Below are 17,771 nucleotides of genomic sequence, written 5' to 3'. Positions count from 1 at the left end.
CCCGGGGCGGGGGAAGCCCAATCCCGCCGGGATGTCTCACGGGGGGATGCGCGATGCCGGACTGCACCGTGGTCGTGATCACCTACAACGACGCGGCCCGCCTGCCCAGAGCCGTACGTTCGGTGCTCGGCCAGTCGCTGCGCGACCTCGAAGTGATCATCGCCGACGACGCGAGCACCGACGGCACGCCCGAGGTCGCCAGGCGCCTGGCCGCGAGCGACCCCCGGGTCCGCTACCTGCGCAGGCAGGCCAACAGCGGCGGCTGCGGCGCCCCGCGCAACGACGGCATCGACGCCGCGCGCTCCCCGTACGTGATGTTCCTCGACAGCGACGACGAGCTGCCGCGGCACGCGTGCAAGAGCCTGCTCGCCGAGATCGAGCGGACGGGGGCCCAGTTCGTCGCGGGCCAGATCTCCCGGTTGCACGAGTCGAACGGCCGGCTGCGCCCCTACTACCCGTCGTTGTTCGCCCGGCGGCGCGTGGTCGAGGGCATCGGGCAGGAGCCCGAGCTGTTCTTCGACAGCTTCAGCACCAACAAGCTCTACGACGTGCGGCTGCTGCGCGAGAACATGCTGCGCTTCCCCGAGGACATCCACTACGAGGACCACGTCTTCGCCACCGAGCTCTACGCGGTGACCCGCAGGTTCGCCGTCGTGCCCTGGGTCGTCTACCACTGGCACCGCTCGACCGCGAACGACTCCATCTCGCTCAGCATCGAGGACCTGGAGAACGTGCGCCAGCGGGTGATCGCGGCCCGGCTGAGCGACGACATCCTGCGCGAGCACGGGGCCGCCGACCTGGTGCCGCACCGGCAGTACCGGTTCCTGCGCCAGGACCTGCGGGTCTACCTCAACCCGCTGCCGGCCAGGGACCTGGTGTGGGTCAAGGAGTTCGCCTCGGTGGTGCGGCCGTACCTGGAGGAGATCTCCGGCGCGGCGTTCGACCGGCTGGACCCGCTGGACCGGGTCTGCGCGCAGCTCATCATGGACGACCGCGTCGAGGACCTGCGGGTGGCGGCCGGCTCGCTCACCGGCCCCCGCGCCGCGCCCAGGACGGCGGTGCAGCTCGGTGGCAGGACCTACTGGGGCAGCACGCCGTCGCCCGGCATGGACATCACCCGGCTGCGGCTGGCCGAGCTGCCCTTCACCGCCTCCCGGCTGCGGCACGAGGTGGTCGACCTGTCCTCCGACGGGCGGCGGGTGCGGATGACCGTGCGCAGCTACGACCCGTTCGGCGCGCTGCCGCCTGAGTGGATGGCGTTCCTGCAGCTCGGACGGGTCCGCGTGCCGATCGACCCGCAACCGTCGGCGCAGAGCGCGTACGTCACGCACGTCGAGTTCACGCCCACCGGCCGGTGCGAGCCGCGCATCGGGTTCACCCGGCTGTCCGACGGGCTCACCACGACCGACCGCCTCATCGCCGATCCCAGGACCGAGCCGATCGAGCTGCCCGGGTGCACGCTCGGAGTCGAGGGGTACGCGGCCTACCTGTGCGTGCGGCCCGACTCGGTCACCCGGGCGGTGCTGCGGCGGGTCAAACGGCAGGTGCTCAAGCGGATCAGCACGCCGCGCAACAAGCTGCTGGCGTACAAGCTGCTGGTCAGGGTGCTGCCGCCGCGCAGGAACCTGGCGCTGTTCGAGTCGGACGTCGGCAAGGGCTACAGCGGCAGCCCGCGCGCCATCTACGAGGAGGTGCGCAGGCGGCGGCTGCCCATCGACACGGTCTGGTCGGTCGCCAAGGGGCGCGGCAACTTCCCCTCCGACGCCAAGCTCGTACGCAGGGGCAGCTGGCGCTACGTCTACACGATGGCGCGGGCCGGGATCTGGGTGGACAGCCACGGCTTCCCGCTCGACTACCCCAAGCCGCGCGGCACCCGCTACCTGCAGACCTGGCACGGCCAGGGCATCAAGTCGATCGGCTTCGACGCGCCCGACCTGCGCGGCGACTTCAACGGGCCGCGCGCCAGGTGGCGGGCCGCGGTGGCGCGGTGGGACGCGCTGGTGTCGCCGAGCGCGGAGTTCTCCCGCGTGTTCCTGCCGTCGAACGGTTACGCGGGCAAGGTGTACCGCTGCGGCACGCCCCGCTGCGACGCCCTCGTCAGGGGCTCCACGCAGGACGGCGGGGCCCTGGAGGTGCTGCGCCGGCTGGAGGTGCCGCCGGGCCGCCGCGTCCTGCTGTACGCCCCCACCTACCGCGACCAGGCCAAGGGCAGCGGCCGCTCGGTACGGGTGGACCTGGAGCTGCTGGCCGAGGAGCTGGCCGACGAATGGGTGGTGCTGCTGCGTACGCATCCGATCGAGCGTTACCAGCCGCCCGAGCACCTGCGGCACTTCGTCCGCCCCGCGAGCTCCTATCCCGAGATCAACGACCTCATGCTGGCCTCCGACGCGCTGCTGACGGACTACTCCTCCGTCATGTGCGACTACGCGCTGACCGGCAAGCCGATGGTGTTCTACATCGACGACTGGGACGACTACCGCCTGTCCGAGCGCGGCGTCTACCACGACCTGCCGTCCATAGCGCCAGGGCCGTGCGTGACGAGCACCGAGGACCTGGCCGGGGTGCTGCGCAGGCTGCCCGCCGTGCACGAGTCGTACGCCGAGCGCTACGCCGCCTTCCGCCGCATGTGGTGCGCCGACGAGCGGGGCGACGCGGCGGCCAGGATCGTCGCCGACTTCTTCGAGGAGGCCCGGTGAGCGTCGTGTTCACCTGCCTGGACGCCGACACGCTCGGCGGGATCCAGCAGGTCACCCACACCCTGGCCCAGGGTCTCGCCGAACGCGGCCACGAGGTGCACGTGATCGGCCTGCACCGCACCGGACGCCCGTTCCGCTACGTGGACGAGCCCCGCTACCACCGCCACCTGATCAGCCCGCGGCCGGCCGACGGGCCGATCGCCCGCAGGCTGGCCGACCGGCGGCTGAAGGGGCTGCTGCGCGAGATCCCGCCCGGATACGCGGTGCTGACCTCACCGTCTGTGGTGGCCCGCGTGTCGGGCCTGCTGCCGCCCGGTTTCCGGCCGATCGGCCAGTATCACGGCTCGTACGGCCACGCCCGCGGCTGCTGGCACCTGGCCTCGATCCGCCGCCACTACCCGCCGCTCGATCAGGCGCTCTTCCTCAGCGACGACGACGCGCGGCGCTTCTCCGAGCACGCGCTGCTGCCCAACGCGGGCGCGCTGCCGAACCCGCTGGCCCGCTGGCCGGAGGAGATGTCCCGGCTGGACACGCCCAGGGTGCTGGGGGTGGGCCGGCTGGAGGGGGTCAAGCGGTTCGACCGGCTGATCAGCGCGTTCGCGAAATCGCAGGCGCCGCCGCCGTGGGAGCTGCACCTCATCGGCGCCGGCGGCGAGCTGGAACGGCTGCGCGCGCACGCCGAGCGCGAGGGGGTCGGGGACCGCGTGGTGTTCCGAGGGGTGGTGCCGGCCGAACGCATGCCCGCCGAGTATCTGACCGCCTCGATCCTGGGGCTGACCAGCGAGCATGAAGGGCTGCCGATCGTCCTGCTGGAGTCGGCGGCGCACGGGGTGCCCGCGGTGGCGTTCGACGTGTCGGGCGGCGTGCGCTCGGCCGGCCCTGTGCTGGTGCAGCCTGGAGACGTGGCCGCGTTCGCGGCGGAGCTCGCGCGGCTGGTGGCCGACGAGGAGGAGCGGCGCCGGCTGGGCGCCGACGCCCGCGCACGGGCCGAGGCGTTCCGCCTCGACCACGTGCTGGACGGCTGGGAACGGGTCTTCGCCCACATCGAGCGCTGACCCGAGGGCGCTGGCCCGAGGGCGCTGACCCGAGAGCTCAGACCCGAGCGCTCAGACCGGCTCGGTCAGCTCCTTACGCTGCTGCGGCACGCCGGCCAGCGACCGCTGGCGCGAGGTGAGCAGCGCGGCGATCGGGCTGGGCTCGCGCAGCCGGTTGAACCGATCGCGCATGTGCTTGCGCATCCTGCTGGCCCTGCGCTTCTGCATCGTCTTCTGCGCCGTGGTGATGTGCTCCTTGGACGGCTTGGGCGCCCCGCTCAGCTCGTAGCCCATCGACTCCAGGCGGTCGCCGAGCATGTGCTCGCACAGCGCCACCTCCCAGTCCTCCAGCCGGTTCGCCCAGCTGCCGACCCGGCTGCGGGTGACCTCGCGGTGGGTGTTGCTGTGCCAGACCTTGTGCTGCGGCACCGCCACGCTGGCCGCCTCGCGCGGCGAGATCATCGCCGGCGAGAAGTCCTCGTCGAGGAAGTGGCAGAGCTTCTTCAGCTCGGTCATCGGGTCGTCGGTGAGGTCCTCGTAGCGCAGCTCGTAGTAGGTGTCGTCGGGCAGCGTACGACGCAGCCTGCCGCCCGCGTCGATGGCCTCTGCCCAGGTGGAGACGGCGTGGAAGGAGTCCAGGGTGTACCAGGGCATCTCCTTCAGCGAGGCCACGCAGTCGCGGCCGTCCCTGATGAGGTGGATGAACTGGGCGTCGGGGAAGAGCCGCAGCAGCATGTCCACCTGCTTGACGTAGCTCGGCCGCTTGTCACCCCAGCGGGCCTTGTCGAAGCGGTCGGCGTACATCTTGAAGGCGGTGCCGAGCACCGAGCCCAGCGAGCCGGGGCCTTCGACGGCCTGCCGGACGAACTCGTCCTTGTCGATCTTCAGCTCGCGGAACTTGGTGCTGCGGTCGGTCGCGATCCACTGCGCCAGGGCGCGGCGGCGCTGGGCGACCCGGAGGTCGCCCCACTTGCGGCGGCGGTAATAAGCGGGAACGAGGAAGCGCGTCTCCGGTGGCACCGCGAGGCGCGGGTGCGAGTGGAGCATGAGCTGGAGCATCGTGGTGCCGGATCGCGGGCATCCGATGACGAAGACTGGCCGGTCGTTCATGTCGTACTAACCCCCGAAAACTTAGACGAGAACGTGCTCTCGGCTCTCCTGAGGCGAGCCCACGCCGTGCCTGCGCGTGAAGAGCCACATCCGGTACACAAGGAAGACCTCGTTGGCGAGCAGCAGCGCCCCAGACGACGCGGCGAGCGGGATCAGCGCCCACGCCCCCGCGATGGGCGCGACCACGAACACCGCCGCATGGAACTCGATGCCGCTCACGAGGTGCGAGCGCACACGATGACGGGCCAGGAACCTGTTGAGCCTGCGGAAGAACCGGGCGAAGATCCGCCGCTGAGCGCGCCCCCGCGGCTCGCCCTCCGGCCGCTCGGCGAAGAACGGCTCCGGGCCCACCGGGTCGGCGCCGAGCGGGTCGGCGTCGATCGGGTCCTGACCCAGCGGGTCCGGCTCCGCCTCCTGCCGTTCCTCTCTGATGGCCTCGCGTACGCGCTTCATCTGCGGCGCGTTGACGTACCTGAACAGGTCCAGGACCGCCACCGCCGCGCCGAGCACGACGTAGTGCACGTCGCCCGTCAGCGCGTACTGCCCGTACGCCAGCCCCCCGGCGCACAGGACGACCCTGATCCGATCCCCCACGTAGTCGAGCCAGAGCCCGAACGGCGTGCCCGTGCCCTTCAGCCGGGCGATTTTGCCGTCCACGCAGTCGATCATGAAGCTCAGATAGAAGAAGCCCGCGCCCGCTATGAGGTGGTTCGCCGCGAAACAGGCGGCCGACACCGTGCCGAGGACCAGCGAAAGCACGGTGAGCGCATTGGGCGTGAGCCGGGTGTGATTGGCGACGGGAAGGGCGACCCGGCAGGCGACCGGATCCACGAAATAGACGGTCCACCAGGAGTCCCTCCGCTTGCGTGTCTCGTAGACGTCATCCAGCGAATAGGTCCTCATGGATCCCAGCATGACCACGCGACGCGCCGGAGCGATTACTGTCTGGAACTACTGGGGGATGTCCATAACGGTTCTTGACCATCCCGGCACTGACCATCGCCACGTGCCGCCCGCCTCTCCGTCGCGGCACCAGCCCTTGAACACCAGGCCGCGCAGCTCGGCCCGCACCCCCAGTTTCCAGGGGCGATCCCCGTCGAGCCGGGCCGGGTCCACGACCGCCAGGACGCCGTACCTGCCCTTGCGCCGCACCTCCAGCGGCACCCTGCGGCGGCCGTCGCTGAGCCACAGGCTCACCTTGGGCACTTTGCGCTCCACCCGGTGGATGCCCACGTATGCGCGCAGCCGGTAGTCCGTCCCCGTCCAGGTGCACTCCTCAACCTTGGCGACCAGCTTGAGCTCGTCGCGGGCGTCGAACACCTCGTCAGGGATGCGCAGGCGGCGGTCGCGGAAGAAGGGGTAGTCGCCGTACCAGCCGGTCGTCCGCCAGCCGCGCGGCACCACGCGGGCGACCTCCTCACGGCCGCGGCGGAACTCCCGTACGGTGCGCAGCTCCCTGATGAGGCCGCGCCGCAGCAGGTGCAGCTCCAGGCGGCGCAGCGAAGGCGCGCCGGCCAGCACGTGCGGCCCCAGCTCGGCCAGCCAGGCCCGGCCCAGGTCCAGCAGCGGCCCCGGGTCCTCCGTGCACCGCTCCAGCGCCTGGAACAGGAAGATCGTGTCCTTCTCCAGCACGAGCGCGTCGAAGCCGTCGAGCAGCTCGGGCGCGCGGTCGTCGAAGAACGTGCGCACCGAGCGGATGGCCGACAGCCGCTCCTGAAGGTTCGGCAGCTCCGAGCGGCGCTGGGTGATCGAGGTGCCGCCCTCCTCGCGCTTGCGCCAGTGGTAGACCACGTCGCCGACCATGTCCACGCTGGTCGCCAGCACGTGGGCCTGCATGGCGACCGGCACGTCCTCGTAGATGCCGGCGGGGAAGCGCAGGCCGCAGCGCTCCCAGAAGTCGCGCCGGTACACCTTGTTCCACACCGTGCGGTCCCTGACCAGCACCGGCCTGTCGGTGATGTGGGTGCACAGGTGCGGGCGCCTGAACACCTTCTCGTGCAGCGTCGACTCCTCCAGCCCGCCGTCCACCAGCCGCCGCACGGCGCCGGTCGCGAGGTCGGAGCCGGTCTCGGCGAGCGTGCCGACCAGCCGCTCGTACGCGTCCGGCGGCACGACGTCGTCACCGTCGGCGAAGGCCAGGTACGTGCCCCGCGCCCGGCCGACACCCACGTTCCGCGCCGGCCCGGGACCCAGGTTGCGCTGGCTCACCAGCACGAACCGGCCGTCGCGCGCGGCGAAGTCCTCGGCGACCCGCCGGCCGCCGTCGGTGGACCCGTCGTCCACGATGATCACCTCGATGTCCTCCAGCGTCTGCGCCGCCAGCGACTTCAGGCACTCGGTCAGGTACGGCTCCACGTCGTGAACGGGGACGACCACGCTGAGCAGGGGGATCATGCCGAATTGCTCCTTGCACTCGGTGTGCGTTCGAGGGCAGCATGCCGTGACGGCCGACCTCACTACGTGCCCGATGGCCCTCCCTGATGAGCTCTTTACCGAGCGCGTAATCCGCTACGTTGTGCAAAGGATCGAGTACTTACGGTAGGGGGACGCCGTGTTGAGAGACGCGCACGAGGACGATCTGCCGGCCATGCGCCACTGGCGCAACCACCCTCGCGTCCGCGCCACCAGCTTCACCACGCACGAGATCACGCCGGACGAGCACACCCGCTGGTGGCTGGCCACCCGGGTCGACGGCACCAGGCGGGTGATGGTCTACCAGCACGCCGGGGCCCCGGCCGGGGTCGTCACCTACACCGGCATCGCGGGCGGCGCCGCGTACTGGGGCTACTACCTCGACCTCGACGGCCTTGAGCGGCACGGGGAGCTGCTGCCCGCCTGGGTCGGCCTGGAGCGGGCGGCCATCGAGCACGCCTTCGGGCCGCTCGGGCTGAGCCTGCTGCGCGGCGAGGTGCTCGCGGGCAACGAGCCGGTGCTGCGGCTGCACCGGCGCTTCGGCTTCGCCGAGACGGGCTCCTACCGGCGGGACGTCGACGGCGTCCTGCGCGACGTCGTGACCATCGAGCTCAGGAAGGACCACACATGATCTCCATCGGGGGGCGGCCGGTCGGCCCAGGGCATCCGCCGTTCGTCGTCGCCGAGCTGTCCGGCAACCACAACGGCAGCCTGGAGCGGGCGCTGGCCATCGTGGACGCCGTAGCCGACGCGGGGGCGCACGCGCTGAAGCTGCAGACGTACACGCCCGACACGCTGACCGTCGACTGCGACGCGCCCGCGTTCCGGGTGGGCGACGAGCACGAGCTGTGGGGCGGCGAGACGCTCTACCGGCTCTTCGAGCGCGCCCACACGCCGTGGCAGTGGCACGACCCGATCTTCAGGCGGGCCCGGGAGCGGGGGCTCGTCGCCTTCTCTGCGCCGTTCGACCCCACGGCGGTCGAGGTGCTGGAGAAGCTGGGGGTGCCGGCGTACAAGATCGCCTCGTCGGAGATCGTGGACCTGCCGCTCATCCGGCTCGCGGCCGGCACCGGCAAGCCGCTGATCATCTCGACCGGCATGGCCACCGTCGCCGAGATCGACGCCGCCGTGACGGCGGCCAGGGGCGCCGGGTGCGCGCAGCTCGTCGTGCTGTCCTGCACGGCCACCTATCCCGCGCCGCCCGGCGAGAGCAACCTGCGCTCGCTGCCGCTGCTGTCGGCGCTGACCGGTGAAATGGTGGGGCTGTCCGACCACACGCCCGGCATCGGGGCCGCGCTGGCGGCGGTCGCGCTGGGGGCCTGCCTGATCGAGAAGCACGTGACGCTGTCGCGGGCCGACGGCGGCGTGGACGCCGCCTTCTCGCTGGAGCCCGCAGAGCTGGCGGCGCTGGTGACGGAGAGCAGGCGGGCCTGGGAGTCGTTGGGCGACACCGTGATCGGGCCGCGCCCGTCGGAGCGCGAGGGCCTGCGCTTCCGCCGGTCCCTTCACGTCGTACGTGACGTGCGCGCCGGCGACCCGGTCACCCCCGACAACGTCCGATCGATCCGCCCGGCCGGCGGCCTGCACCCCGACGCCGCCGCCCAGGTCATGGGGCGTCGTTTCGTCCGCGACGCGCGGCTGGGCACTCCGATGACCTGGGACCTGATCGGAGGATGAGATCGAGCAGCGCATCGGCCACCCGCTCCCGCCCCCTGCCGTCCACGAGCCCGCGGCCCCGTCCGCCGTACTCCTCGCGGGCGGCGGGGTCGGCGAGCAGCTCCGCCAGAACGGCGACCGCCTCGGGGCCGGGGGCGGAGCCGAGGCCCGCCGCGGCGCGGCGGCGCACCAGCTCCTCGTAGCCGATGAGCTGGTTGGCGGCCACCCAGGTCAGCGCCATCGGCACGCCGAGGTGCAGCAGCTCCCACACGGCCGAGCCCGCCGCCGTCACCACCAGGTCGGCCGCCGCCATCAGCTCGGGCAGGCGGTCGGTGGGCGGGATGACCGCGATCGGCCCCGCGTCGAACGGCACCGGGCTGACGACCGTGCCGAGGAGGGGCAGCCCGGTGGCGTCGAGCGCGTCCGCCCAGCCCCGCGCCACCCCCGCGCTGTCGGTGCCGCCGAAGAAGCACAGCACGCGCGGCGGGCCGTTCGGGCGGGGTGCTCGGGTGCGGCGGCGGACGCTGTCGCGGAGGAGCACGTAGCCGGCCCCGGCGAGGCGGCGGCCGGGCAGGGTTAGGGGCAGGGCGGCGGACAGGGTGACGGGCAGGGCGGCGGGCAGCGTGACGGGCAGCGTGACGGGCAGGGTGAAGGGGCGGTGTTCCGCGCCGAGGTTCTGGTCGAGGTAGAGGTCGGCCTCCTGGCCCAGCGGGTCGCCGTCCACGATGGCCAGCACCGGCAGCCCCGCCGCTCTGAGCACCGACCCGGTGGCCGGCGCCAGCTCGTACGAGTCCAGCACCACGGCGTCCAAGCCCAGCCCGCGCGCCAGCGCCGCCAGCTTCTCGGGCTCGCCCGGCGCCGGGACCAGCGGCAGCCCGCGCCCGTCGAGCTGGGCCCGCCCCCACGGCGAGTCACGGACCTCCCCCAGGAAGACCACCTCGACGCCGCGCGCGACCAGCTCCTCGGCCAGCGCCACGCACCGCACCAGGTGCCCGACCCCGCTCCGCGCCCCGGCGTCGCACCGGGTCCCCACCCGCACCCCACCCACGCGTCACGCGTCCTGCAAAGCCTTCTGGCGGACGTGGGCGTTGATACCGGTCACCTCGGGATGCTCACGCAACCAGGAGATGAGCGTCCTGGCCGGCAGGCACCGGTCGCCCAGGGCGGCGATCACGGCCGCGATCAGCCGCCAGTCGTCCTCGGTGTCGAGCGTCACCCGGAGGTCGTCGGCGGCCGGACGGTAGGCCAGGCCGAGCAGCCGGGAGTCGCCGGGATGCTCGTAGAGGTAGGAGGTGACGTGGGTGCGGTGGAAGCCGGTGGCCTCCTGGTCGGCCCTGGCCAGCGCGGCCCGGCCGGCGATCTCGACGTCGAGCCCGCGCGGCAGCGTACGGGCCAGGCCGGTGCTGAGATAGTCGAGCTCAGGCACGGCACGGAACACCAGCGCCGCCTCCCTGATCACGGCCGGGTCGAGCAGCGGGCAGTCGGCGGTGAACCGCATGACGGCGTCGCACCGCCGCCCGTCCACAGCCTGGACGAACCTGGTCAGCACATCATCGACCGGCCCCCGGTGACAGGCCACGCCGAGCCGGTCGCACTCGCGGAGCACCGCGTCGTCGGCCGGCTCGGTGGTGGTGGCGACGAGCAGGTCGTCGAGCGCCCCCGCCTCGCGCGCCGCGCGTACGACCCAGCCGAGCACCGACCGCCCGCCCAGCTCGCGCAGCACCTTGCCGGGCAGCCGCGTCGATCCCATCCTGGCCTGAATGATCCCCACGATCCGCACCGAAGCCCCAATCCCCCGTGTGACTCTGCGTCGTTGTGCGATCGCGCTATGCTACCGGCTGCCACGACGACTACAGCGCCGTCCGGCGCGACTCAGGGGGCCACGTGAGCATTCTCAGCGGATCATCGATACTGATCACCGGAGGCACGGGGTCCTTCGGCAAGGCGTTCATCCGCCACGCGCTCGACTCGCTGGGGGTGCGCCGCCTGGTGGTCTTCTCCCGCGACGAGCTCAAGCAGTACGAGAGCAAGCAGCTCTTCGGCGACGACGAGCGCCTGCGCTGGTTCATCGGCGACGTACGCGACCGCGACCGCCTCACCCGCGCCATGCACGGCGTCGACCACGTCGTCCACGCCGCCGCGCTCAAGCAGGTCGACACCGCCGAGTACAACCCGTTCGAATACGTCCGCACCAACGTCGCGGGCTCCCAGAACGTCGTGGAGGCCGCCATCGACTGCGGCGTGCGCAAGGTCGTCGCGCTCTCCACCGACAAGGCCAGCAGCCCGATCAACCTCTACGGCGCCACGAAGCTGGTGGCCGACAAGCTGTTCGTCTCGGCCAACCACTACGCCGCCGCCCACGAGACCCGCTTCTCCGTCGTCCGCTACGGCAACGTGGTGGGCAGCAGAGGCTCGGTGGTCCCGCTGTTCCAGCGTCTGGCCGAGCAGGGCGGCAGCCTGCCGATCACCGACAAGCGCATGACGCGGTTCTGGATCACGCTGGAGCAGGCCGTCAGGTTCGTGGTCGACTCGTTCGACATGATGCAGGGCGGCGAGCTCTACGTGCCGCGCATCCCGAGCATGCGCATCACCGACCTGGCCGAGGCGCTGGCCCCGCAGAGCGCGGTCTACGAGATCGGCGTGCGTCCCGGCGAGAAGCTGCACGAGGAGATGATCGGCCCCGACGACAGCCGCAGGGCGCTGCGCCTGGCCGACCGCTACGTCGTCCAGCCGACGATCGCCACCTGGGGCTACCGGCCGCCCGAGACCGGCGAGACGCTGCCCGAGGGCTTCTCCTACCGCTCCGACACCAACGACCAGTGGCTGTCGGTCGACGACCTGCGGGCGATGGTGACCGGCTGATGCTGCCCTACGGACGCCAGTCCATCGACGAGGCCGACGTCGAGGCCGTCACGGAGGTGCTGCGCGGCGACTGGCTGACCACGGGGCCGGCGGTCGGCGCGTTCGAGGCGGAGCTGGCCAAGTGGACGGGCGGCGTGCCCTGCGTGTCGGTCACGTCGGGCACCGCCGCGCTCCACGTCGCCTACGTCGCGGCCGGGGTGCGCCCCGGAGACGAGGTGATCACCTCGCCGCTGACGTTCGTGGCCACGGCCGCCACGGCGGCGCTGCTCGGCGCGCGGGTGGTCTTCGCCGACGTGCAGCCCGACACCGGCAACCTCGACCCCGGCGCCGCCGCCGCGCACGTCACGACGCGGACGCGGGCGATCACCGCGGTCGACTACGCGGGCCACCCCGCCGACTACGACGAGCTGCGCAAGGTGGCGAAACGGGCGGGCGCCACGCTGATGGCCGACGCCGCGCACGCGATCGGGGCGACGTACAAGGACCGGCCGGTGGGGGCGCTGGCCGACCTGACGACGTTCTCGTTCTTCCCCACCAAGACCGTGACCACGGCCGAGGGCGGCGCCATCGCGGCGCCCGACCCCGCGATGCTGCGGCGCGCGGCCCGCTTCAGGAACCACGGCCTGGTCAGGGACCCGGCCGAGCAGCGCACGCCCGGCGAGGGCGGCTGGCACCAGGAGGTGCACACGTTCGGGCTCAACTACCGGCTGCCCGACGTGCTCTGCGCGCTCGGCATCAGCCAGCTGCGCAGGCTCGGGCGCTTCCGCGAGCGGCGCGCCGAGCTGGTCGCCCGCTACCACACGCTGCTGCGCGACGTGCCCGGGCTGACGCTGCCCGCGCAGCGCGCCTACGTACGCCCGAGCTGGCATCTCTATCCCGTCAGGATCGGCGACGGGCGGCGGCGCGAGGTCTACGACCGCATGCGAGCGGCCGGCATCGGCGTGCAGGTCAACTACATGCCGGCCTACTGGCATCCGGTGTTCGAGGACATCGGCTACCGGCGCGGCCTGTGCCCCCAGGCCGAGGCCTACTACTTCGAGGAGCTGTCGCTGCCGCTGTGGCCCGGCCTGACCGACGCCCAGCAGGACCACGTCGCCGAGACGCTGGCCGGGATCCTGCGCTGAGCCTTCAGCGTTCGGCCAGCAGCAGGCAGCCGTCCTCGCCGCGGTCGATGAGGAAGCGGCGCTCGGCCACGGTCGTGACCGTGCACTGCCGCGAGCGTACGAGCGGGCGCAGCGCGCGGCCCTGGTCGATCAGCACCTCCCACCACGACTCGTGGCCCACGCACGCGTCGATGCCGGCCAGCGGCACTCGTGCGTGGAAGTTCTGGCCGGCCAGCTCCACCGGGAAGTACATCTCCTCGCCGTCGCTCCTGCGCTGCAGCCGCAGCACCGGCTCTCCGTCCCCGAGGTCGGAGATGCGGCCCGCCAGCACCAGGTCGCCGCCGTCCACCCGGCACTCGCCGATGATCGCCTGGGCCGTGCGCACCCGGATGCCCCAGGCGCCCTTCGCGCTGCGTACCGGCACCAGCCACACCCCCGACCTGCGGCGCGGCGCCGGGATCAGCGGCGGCAGCCAGCGCGGCCCCGCCACCCTGCACTCCAGCCGCAGCCCGCCGCCGCGCACCCGTACGTGCAGGTCCCACTGGCCGTGCCGGGCGAGCTGTGCCCGCGTCAGCGTCTCGGGGTCGAAGGCGAACCTGAACGGGAACGCGTGCTCCGGCAGCCGGCCGCCGTCCTCCTGCTCGACCTCCTCCCAGAGGGGGAAGCTCCCGTTCTCCGACAGCACCACGGTCTCGCCGGTGCCGCGCTCGCGCAGCCACGTACGCACCCGCACCCGCCGCAGGTCGCCGATGTCGAACTTCCCGACCGCCACCCGGCCCGCGCCGTGCAGCACGTCGTCGTGCCAGTCGAGGCTGACCAGCCTGGCCCGCAGGCCCAGCTCGCCGGAGACGTCCGAGAGGTGGCCCGGCATCGAGGGGTGGCGGCCGTACCAGCGCTTGCGCCACCACCCCGACGAGCCGACCTTCGGCTGCAACCGGCCCTCCCGCGCCTCGGCGAAGACCCGCGACAGCTCATCCAGCCTGCGCGTGTGCAGCAGGTGCACCATCAGGCGGTGCTCGAACGGGATGCTCAGCCACGCCTCCTGCGACACGCCGTCGAGGTAGCGGACGGCGAGGTCCACCAGGTCGGGGTCGGCCGTCTCGCCCATCGCCGCCATCGCCTCGACGGCGACCGTCATGTCGATGTCCAGCGTGTCGCGGTCGAAGTCGGCCTTCAGCCCAGGGGCGCCGCGGGCGAGCAGCCCGGCCGTCTGCGTCACCGACAGCAGGCGGTCGCGCAGGTTCGCCGGCTCCAGGCAGCGCTGGGTGATCGAGGCGCCCTGCTCGTCGCGCTGCCGCCAGTGGTAGACGACCCTGGCCAGCACGTCCACCGACCGCGCCCCGACGTGGGCGGCCATGGCGACGGGCTGATCCTCGTACATGCGCTCGGGGAAGCGCAGCCCGAGGCGGTCCCAGAACGAGCGGCGGTAGACCTTGTTCCACAACATGCGGTCGCGGACCAGCAGCGGGTGGCGGGTGATGTGCGTACGCCTGGCCGGCCTCGCGAACGCCTGCCGGTGCGCCCACGAAGGGATGAGCAGGTTGCGGTAGAGCCGCATGACGTTGCCGCAGGCCAGGTCGGAGCCGGTCGTCTCCAGCGAGGACACCATGCGCTTGAACGCGTCGCGCGGCACGGTGTCGTCGCCGTCCACGAAGGCGAGGTAGGTGCCGGTGGCGTGGCGCACGCCCACGTTGCGGGCGTGGCCCACCCCGTGGTTGTCCTGGCTGAGCAGGGTGATGCGCGGGTCGTCCGCCATCCTCGCCGCGACGGCCGCGGCGCCGTCGTCGCCGCTGCCGTCATCGACGCAGATCACCTCCAGGTCGTCCAGCGTCTGCGCGGTTATGGAGTCAAGGCAGGGTCCGATGTACTTCTCGACGTTGTGGAACGGGACGATCACCGAAAGAACCGGCACAGGAGCTCCTCATGGTGGGTCAGCCGGACAGCAGGCGTATGACGCGGCGGGCGACCTTGCGGGGGCGGGCCAGTCGGCGGGAGAGGCGGTAGCCGAGCGTTCTGCGGTAGGCGGTGGCCTTGCGCTGCGTCCTGCGCAGCTTGGCCTTGGCCCGCACGAGCTCGCGTTCGCGGTAGGAGAGCTTGGTCTCCAGGCGGGCGATCCTGGCCAGGGCCGCGGTGAGCTGATCGGCCAGCCGGTCGCGGGCGCCCAGCAGATCCCGGTACGTCGGCGCGTGCTCGCCCAGCTCGGCCGGCTGGCCCAGGTCGGCGTCCAGCTTGCGGGCCAGGTCGAGATCGCCCTGGTCGCAGGGCCGCTCGGCCATGCCGCACAGGGTCAGCGCGAGCTGGTCGGCCTCCAGTGGCCACGGCCACGGGTGATGGTGACCGGCCGCCAGCAGCCTGACCGCGAACCGCCACAGGATCCGGCACAGCGCCACGCGCGGCTCGGGCGGCGTGGCGGGGGCCGCGGGCGGGTTGACCGCGGCGAACCGCTCGCCGTCGTAGACCAGGCTGTCGGTCGCGGCCGACGCGTCGCCGCCGGCCTCCAGCCAGCAGGCCAGCTCCGACAGCAGTTCGCGTACGGTCTTGACGTCCTCGCGGGCGCATGCCTCGACGAGGATCTCCTCCACGACGCGGCCCGCGGGCACCGGGTGCTCCTCGCCGCCCGGCAGGCGACGGGTGCCGCCGGCGGTCAGCTCGTACAGGGCCTGGCCCTCCTCGATGAGGCCGAGCGGCAGCTCCACCGGATGCACCGGGTCGGACGCCCCGGGCGGGCGCGTCGCGACGGCCAGCCACAGCGGCGCCAGCTCCTCGCCCAGCCCGTGCCTGAACACCAGCCTGGTCAGGCTGAGCGGGTCGGCCACCAGCATGCGGTCGCTCTCGCGGGCGCTCAGCGGGAACGTCAGCGCCTCGGGCAGCTCGAACGCCAGTGCCTCGCGCGACAGCAGTGAGCGCGGGGCCTGGCGGTCGGGGTAGGCGGCGTAGCAGCGCTGCAGGCTCAGCCCGGCCGACTCCAGGCCCAGGTCGAGCGCCGCGGGGCCGCCCGGGTAGCTGGGGTCGAAGCCGTGCGGGGCCCACTGGTCGTCGCCGCACTCGCGGTCGGCCGGCCTCGCCTCGATGAACCGGTCGATGCCGAGGTCGTTGCGTACGCCGAGGACCAGCCGGCCGCCCGGCCTGGTCAGCTCGGCCAGTGCGGCCAGCGACTCGCTCCAGGCCGAGGCCGGGGCCTCCGCCGAGTGGGTGCGCAGCAGGCCGTCGAGGGCCAGCACCAGGTCGTACGGCTCCTCGACGGCCAGCACCTCAAGCCGGCCGCAGAACACCTCCAGCCCCGGATGGCGCTCCCCCAGGTCACGGGCGTCGGGGAACGAGCGCAGCAGCGCCGCCGCCTCGCCCGCCCTGGCCACCACGTCGTCCACCAGCGGCTGCGGATGCGGGCCCACCAGCAGCACCCTGCCGTCCGCGGGGACCAGCCGCCTGATCAGCTCCAGCGCCGCGCCGCGCCACTCGGTGACGCCCCCAATGCCGGACATGTCGGACCAGAGCAGCATCTCGCCGCCGATCAGCCGCACGTTCGCCGGCGCCTCGTTCACCCTCATCCCCGCACTCCTGCACTCACCTTGGCGTGGCCGGCCGCGGACGGGGCGAGGCGCCTGCGTGGGGCCGCCGCCGGGGGGCGCTTCCATCCGAACATCCGCCGTAGCTCCTCCGGTGTCGCCTGATACTCGAAGCCCAGCTCGCGCCGTGCCACCTCGGCCGCCAGCTCGCGATCGACGTGCGTGCCGTGCAGCTCGGGCCACAGGCGCATGCGGCGGGCGGTGCCGCCGTACTCAGGCCGTTCGTCCTCGAACTGCATGGGGTCGCCGTAGACGGCCACCTCGCACCCCACCGACGCGCCGTAGAACAGCGCGCTGCCGAGCCGGTTGGAGGCCACCCTGCGGTGGCGCCGCAACTCGACGAGCTGCTTGCGCAGGAAGTCGCGGCCCTTCGCCTCCCAGCGGGAGCCGCGTTCGCCGTGACAGATGACCCGGAACCCCCTCAATTCGTACGCCCGCCGAATGTCCGGATTTGCGAATTCCAACCAATAAAGGCAGACCGTTACCGGGCCAATCTCGACATCTCGGATTTCATCGGCGAGCCGGGCATGGTCCCCGATGACGGAATGTTTTTCCCAGCCATGAAAGGGATACCAGATCGTACCCTCGCGATCCTCACGCACGCCGAGGCCGGGCTCCTGGTGAAGAAGGTAGATCCACGGCGCGCCGATGAGATAGTGCCCCCTCCTGCCCATCGACCAGCCCCGGCGGCGCAGGACGTCCGACCAGATGAAACGGGGGTAACCCGGGCTGCACCAGTGGTCGTTCGGGGGGAATCCGTGCAGATAGTTCCATCCGTGCTGGAGGAAACCCTGAATGCGCTTCGGCGCCTCGTCCAGCAGGCCACAGTATCTGCCGAGAATGCGGGAGTGCCCGTACCAGTGATTGGATTCGTCCATCATTCCCCCCGTACGGCTGGCGTGTCCTTCCCGACATTCCCAGCACCCACCATGGGTCACGCATCGTTATACGCTTCCATTACTCAGGTCGGGGGCTTGGTTTTTCATCCGCTTCGCGATACGGCTACACTTCGTCATGGCTTGAGGACAGAGAGTGAGTGATTATGAGTCATCTCGACCGCCTGCGGGCCGTGTTCCGCATGGCGCTCAACCTTCCGCCCGACGCCGGCGTCGACGACCTCGAATACCGCGCCATCCCGCAGTGGGACTCCCTCGCGCACATGGCGCTCGTCGCGGCGATGGAGGACGAGTTCTCCATCATGATCGACACCGACGAGATGATCGACATGAGCTCGTTCGCCAAGGCGGCCGAGCTGCTGGAGAAGCATGGCATCGGCGCCGCCGCCGTCTGACCCCCACCCCGGTCCGCACCCATCGCACCTTGAGCTCGGGT

15 protein-coding genes are annotated in these 17,771 nt (G+C 72.0%); 7 read left to right on the top strand and 8 right to left on the bottom strand.

Going from position 1 to position 17,771, the window contains the following annotated elements:
* The first annotated feature begins 53 nt into the window (after positions 1 to 53).
* A complete protein-coding gene (locus tag ABZW11_RS00180) occupies positions 54 to 2,696 on the top strand; it encodes a CDP-glycerol glycerophosphotransferase family protein (protein WP_355410945.1) in 2,643 nt (880 codons plus the stop codon).
* Positions 2,693 to 3,751 (top strand): glycosyltransferase, encoded by a 1,059-nt coding sequence (locus ABZW11_RS00175; protein WP_355410943.1) that lies wholly within the window; start codon positions 2,693 to 2,695, stop codon positions 3,749 to 3,751. Before ABZW11_RS00180 ends, ABZW11_RS00175 begins: the two co-directional genes overlap by 4 nt.
* Before the next feature lie 51 nt (positions 3,752 to 3,802).
* Here the strand turns inward: ABZW11_RS00175 and ABZW11_RS00170 are convergent, their stop codons facing one another.
* Genes ABZW11_RS00170 through ABZW11_RS00160 form a run of 3 tightly spaced genes read right to left on the bottom strand, consistent with a single transcriptional unit; the run spans position 3,803 to position 7,234 of the window.
* A complete protein-coding gene (locus ABZW11_RS00170) occupies positions 3,803 to 4,840 on the bottom strand; it encodes a sulfotransferase (protein WP_355410941.1) in 1,038 nt (345 codons plus the stop codon).
* A gap of 21 nt (positions 4,841 to 4,861) precedes the next feature.
* Positions 4,862 to 5,743 (bottom strand): CDP-alcohol phosphatidyltransferase family protein, encoded by an 882-nt coding sequence (locus ABZW11_RS00165; protein ID WP_355410939.1) that lies wholly within the window; start codon positions 5,741 to 5,743, stop codon positions 4,862 to 4,864.
* 48 nt (positions 5,744 to 5,791) lie between these two features.
* Positions 5,792 to 7,234 (bottom strand): glycosyltransferase, encoded by a 1,443-nt coding sequence (locus ABZW11_RS00160; protein WP_355410937.1) that lies wholly within the window; start codon positions 7,232 to 7,234, stop codon positions 5,792 to 5,794.
* A gap of 157 nt (positions 7,235 to 7,391) precedes the next feature.
* Between ABZW11_RS00160 and ABZW11_RS00155 the strand changes: the two genes are divergently transcribed.
* On the top strand, positions 7,392 to 7,883 hold the full coding sequence (locus ABZW11_RS00155) for a GNAT family N-acetyltransferase (RefSeq protein ID WP_355410935.1): 492 nt from the start codon (positions 7,392 to 7,394) through the stop codon (positions 7,881 to 7,883).
* Positions 7,880 to 8,929 (top strand): pseudaminic acid synthase, encoded by a 1,050-nt coding sequence (gene pseI / locus ABZW11_RS00150; protein WP_355410933.1) that lies wholly within the window; start codon positions 7,880 to 7,882, stop codon positions 8,927 to 8,929. The genes ABZW11_RS00155 and pseI overlap by 4 nt, the downstream gene beginning before the upstream one ends.
* On the opposite strand, the gene ABZW11_RS00145 is transcribed toward pseI, so the two are convergent.
* Together ABZW11_RS00145 and ABZW11_RS00140 are read right to left on the bottom strand one after the other, a co-directional pair.
* On the bottom strand, positions 8,859 to 9,941 hold the full coding sequence (locus ABZW11_RS00145) for a hypothetical protein (protein WP_355410931.1): 1,083 nt from the start codon (positions 9,939 to 9,941) through the stop codon (positions 8,859 to 8,861). The two genes, pseI and ABZW11_RS00145, sit on opposite strands and share 71 nt — an antisense overlap.
* Positions 9,942 to 9,959: 18 nt before the next feature.
* A complete protein-coding gene (locus ABZW11_RS00140) occupies positions 9,960 to 10,679 on the bottom strand; it encodes an NTP transferase domain-containing protein (RefSeq protein WP_355410929.1) in 720 nt (239 codons plus the stop codon).
* A gap of 113 nt (positions 10,680 to 10,792) precedes the next feature.
* On the opposite strand from ABZW11_RS00140, the gene pseB reads away from it, so the two are divergent.
* Both pseB and ABZW11_RS00130 read left to right on the top strand, forming a co-directional pair.
* Entirely contained in the window at positions 10,793 to 11,770 is a 978-nt protein-coding gene (pseB, locus tag ABZW11_RS00135) for a UDP-N-acetylglucosamine 4,6-dehydratase (inverting) (protein WP_355410927.1), read from the top strand.
* Positions 11,770 to 12,894: an aminotransferase class V-fold PLP-dependent enzyme gene (locus ABZW11_RS00130; protein ID WP_355410925.1), complete on the top strand. Its 1,125-nt coding sequence runs from the start codon at positions 11,770 to 11,772 to the stop codon at positions 12,892 to 12,894. Before pseB ends, ABZW11_RS00130 begins: the two co-directional genes overlap by 1 nt.
* Positions 12,895 to 12,898: 4 nt before the next feature.
* Here the strand turns inward: ABZW11_RS00130 and ABZW11_RS00125 are convergent, their stop codons facing one another.
* Genes ABZW11_RS00125 through ABZW11_RS00115 form a run of 3 tightly spaced genes read right to left on the bottom strand, consistent with a single transcriptional unit; the run spans position 12,899 to position 17,320 of the window.
* A complete protein-coding gene (locus ABZW11_RS00125) occupies positions 12,899 to 14,785 on the bottom strand; it encodes a glycosyltransferase family 2 protein (RefSeq protein WP_355410923.1) in 1,887 nt (628 codons plus the stop codon).
* 19 nt (positions 14,786 to 14,804) lie between these two features.
* Complete coding sequence (locus ABZW11_RS00120) at positions 14,805 to 16,421, bottom strand: hypothetical protein (protein WP_355410921.1); 1,617 nt, start codon at positions 16,419 to 16,421, stop codon at positions 14,805 to 14,807.
* A complete protein-coding gene (locus ABZW11_RS00115) occupies positions 16,418 to 17,320 on the bottom strand; it encodes a hypothetical protein (RefSeq protein ID WP_355410919.1) in 903 nt (300 codons plus the stop codon). Before ABZW11_RS00115 ends, ABZW11_RS00120 begins: the two co-directional genes overlap by 4 nt.
* A 161-nt stretch (positions 17,321 to 17,481) precedes the next feature.
* Here ABZW11_RS00115 and ABZW11_RS00110 point away from each other — a divergent pair, with 161 nt between their 5' ends.
* Positions 17,482 to 17,730 carry an acyl carrier protein gene (locus ABZW11_RS00110; RefSeq protein WP_355410917.1) on the top strand — a complete coding sequence of 83 codons (249 nt, stop codon included), beginning with the start codon at positions 17,482 to 17,484 and terminating at the stop codon, positions 17,728 to 17,730.
* The last annotated feature ends 41 nt before the right edge of the window (positions 17,731 to 17,771 follow it).

It is taken from the genome of Nonomuraea sp. NPDC004580, from assembly GCF_040609855.1.
In the GTDB taxonomy this organism is placed as follows: Bacteria; Actinomycetota; Actinomycetes; order Streptosporangiales; family Streptosporangiaceae; genus Nonomuraea; species Nonomuraea salmonea.
Note: the sequence above shows the minus strand (reverse complement) of the source record. Positions and strands in the feature narration are given on the sequence as shown.

What these genes read in the sequence shown, in the direction of transcription:
- ABZW11_RS00180 (WP_355410945.1), top strand. Translation starts at nt 54, where the DNA reads ATGCCGGACTGCACCGTGGTCGTGATCACCTACAACGACGCGGCCCGC.
- ABZW11_RS00170 (WP_355410941.1), bottom strand. Translation starts at nt 4,840, where the DNA reads ATGAACGACCGGCCAGTCTTCGTCATCGGATGCCCGCGATCCGGCACC.
- ABZW11_RS00165 (WP_355410939.1), bottom strand. Translation starts at nt 5,743, where the DNA reads ATGAGGACCTATTCGCTGGATGACGTCTACGAGACACGCAAGCGGAGG.
- ABZW11_RS00160 (WP_355410937.1), bottom strand. Translation starts at nt 7,234, where the DNA reads ATGATCCCCCTGCTCAGCGTGGTCGTCCCCGTTCACGACGTGGAGCCG.
- pseI (WP_355410933.1), top strand. Translation starts at nt 7,880, where the DNA reads ATGATCTCCATCGGGGGGCGGCCGGTCGGCCCAGGGCATCCGCCGTTC.
- ABZW11_RS00130 (WP_355410925.1), top strand. Translation starts at nt 11,770, where the DNA reads ATGCTGCCCTACGGACGCCAGTCCATCGACGAGGCCGACGTCGAGGCC.
- ABZW11_RS00120 (WP_355410921.1), bottom strand. Translation starts at nt 16,421, where the DNA reads ATGAGGGTGAACGAGGCGCCGGCGAACGTGCGGCTGATCGGCGGCGAG.
- ABZW11_RS00115 (WP_355410919.1), bottom strand. Translation starts at nt 17,320, where the DNA reads ATGATGGACGAATCCAATCACTGGTACGGGCACTCCCGCATTCTCGGC.
- ABZW11_RS00110 (WP_355410917.1), top strand. Translation starts at nt 17,482, where the DNA reads ATGAGTCATCTCGACCGCCTGCGGGCCGTGTTCCGCATGGCGCTCAAC.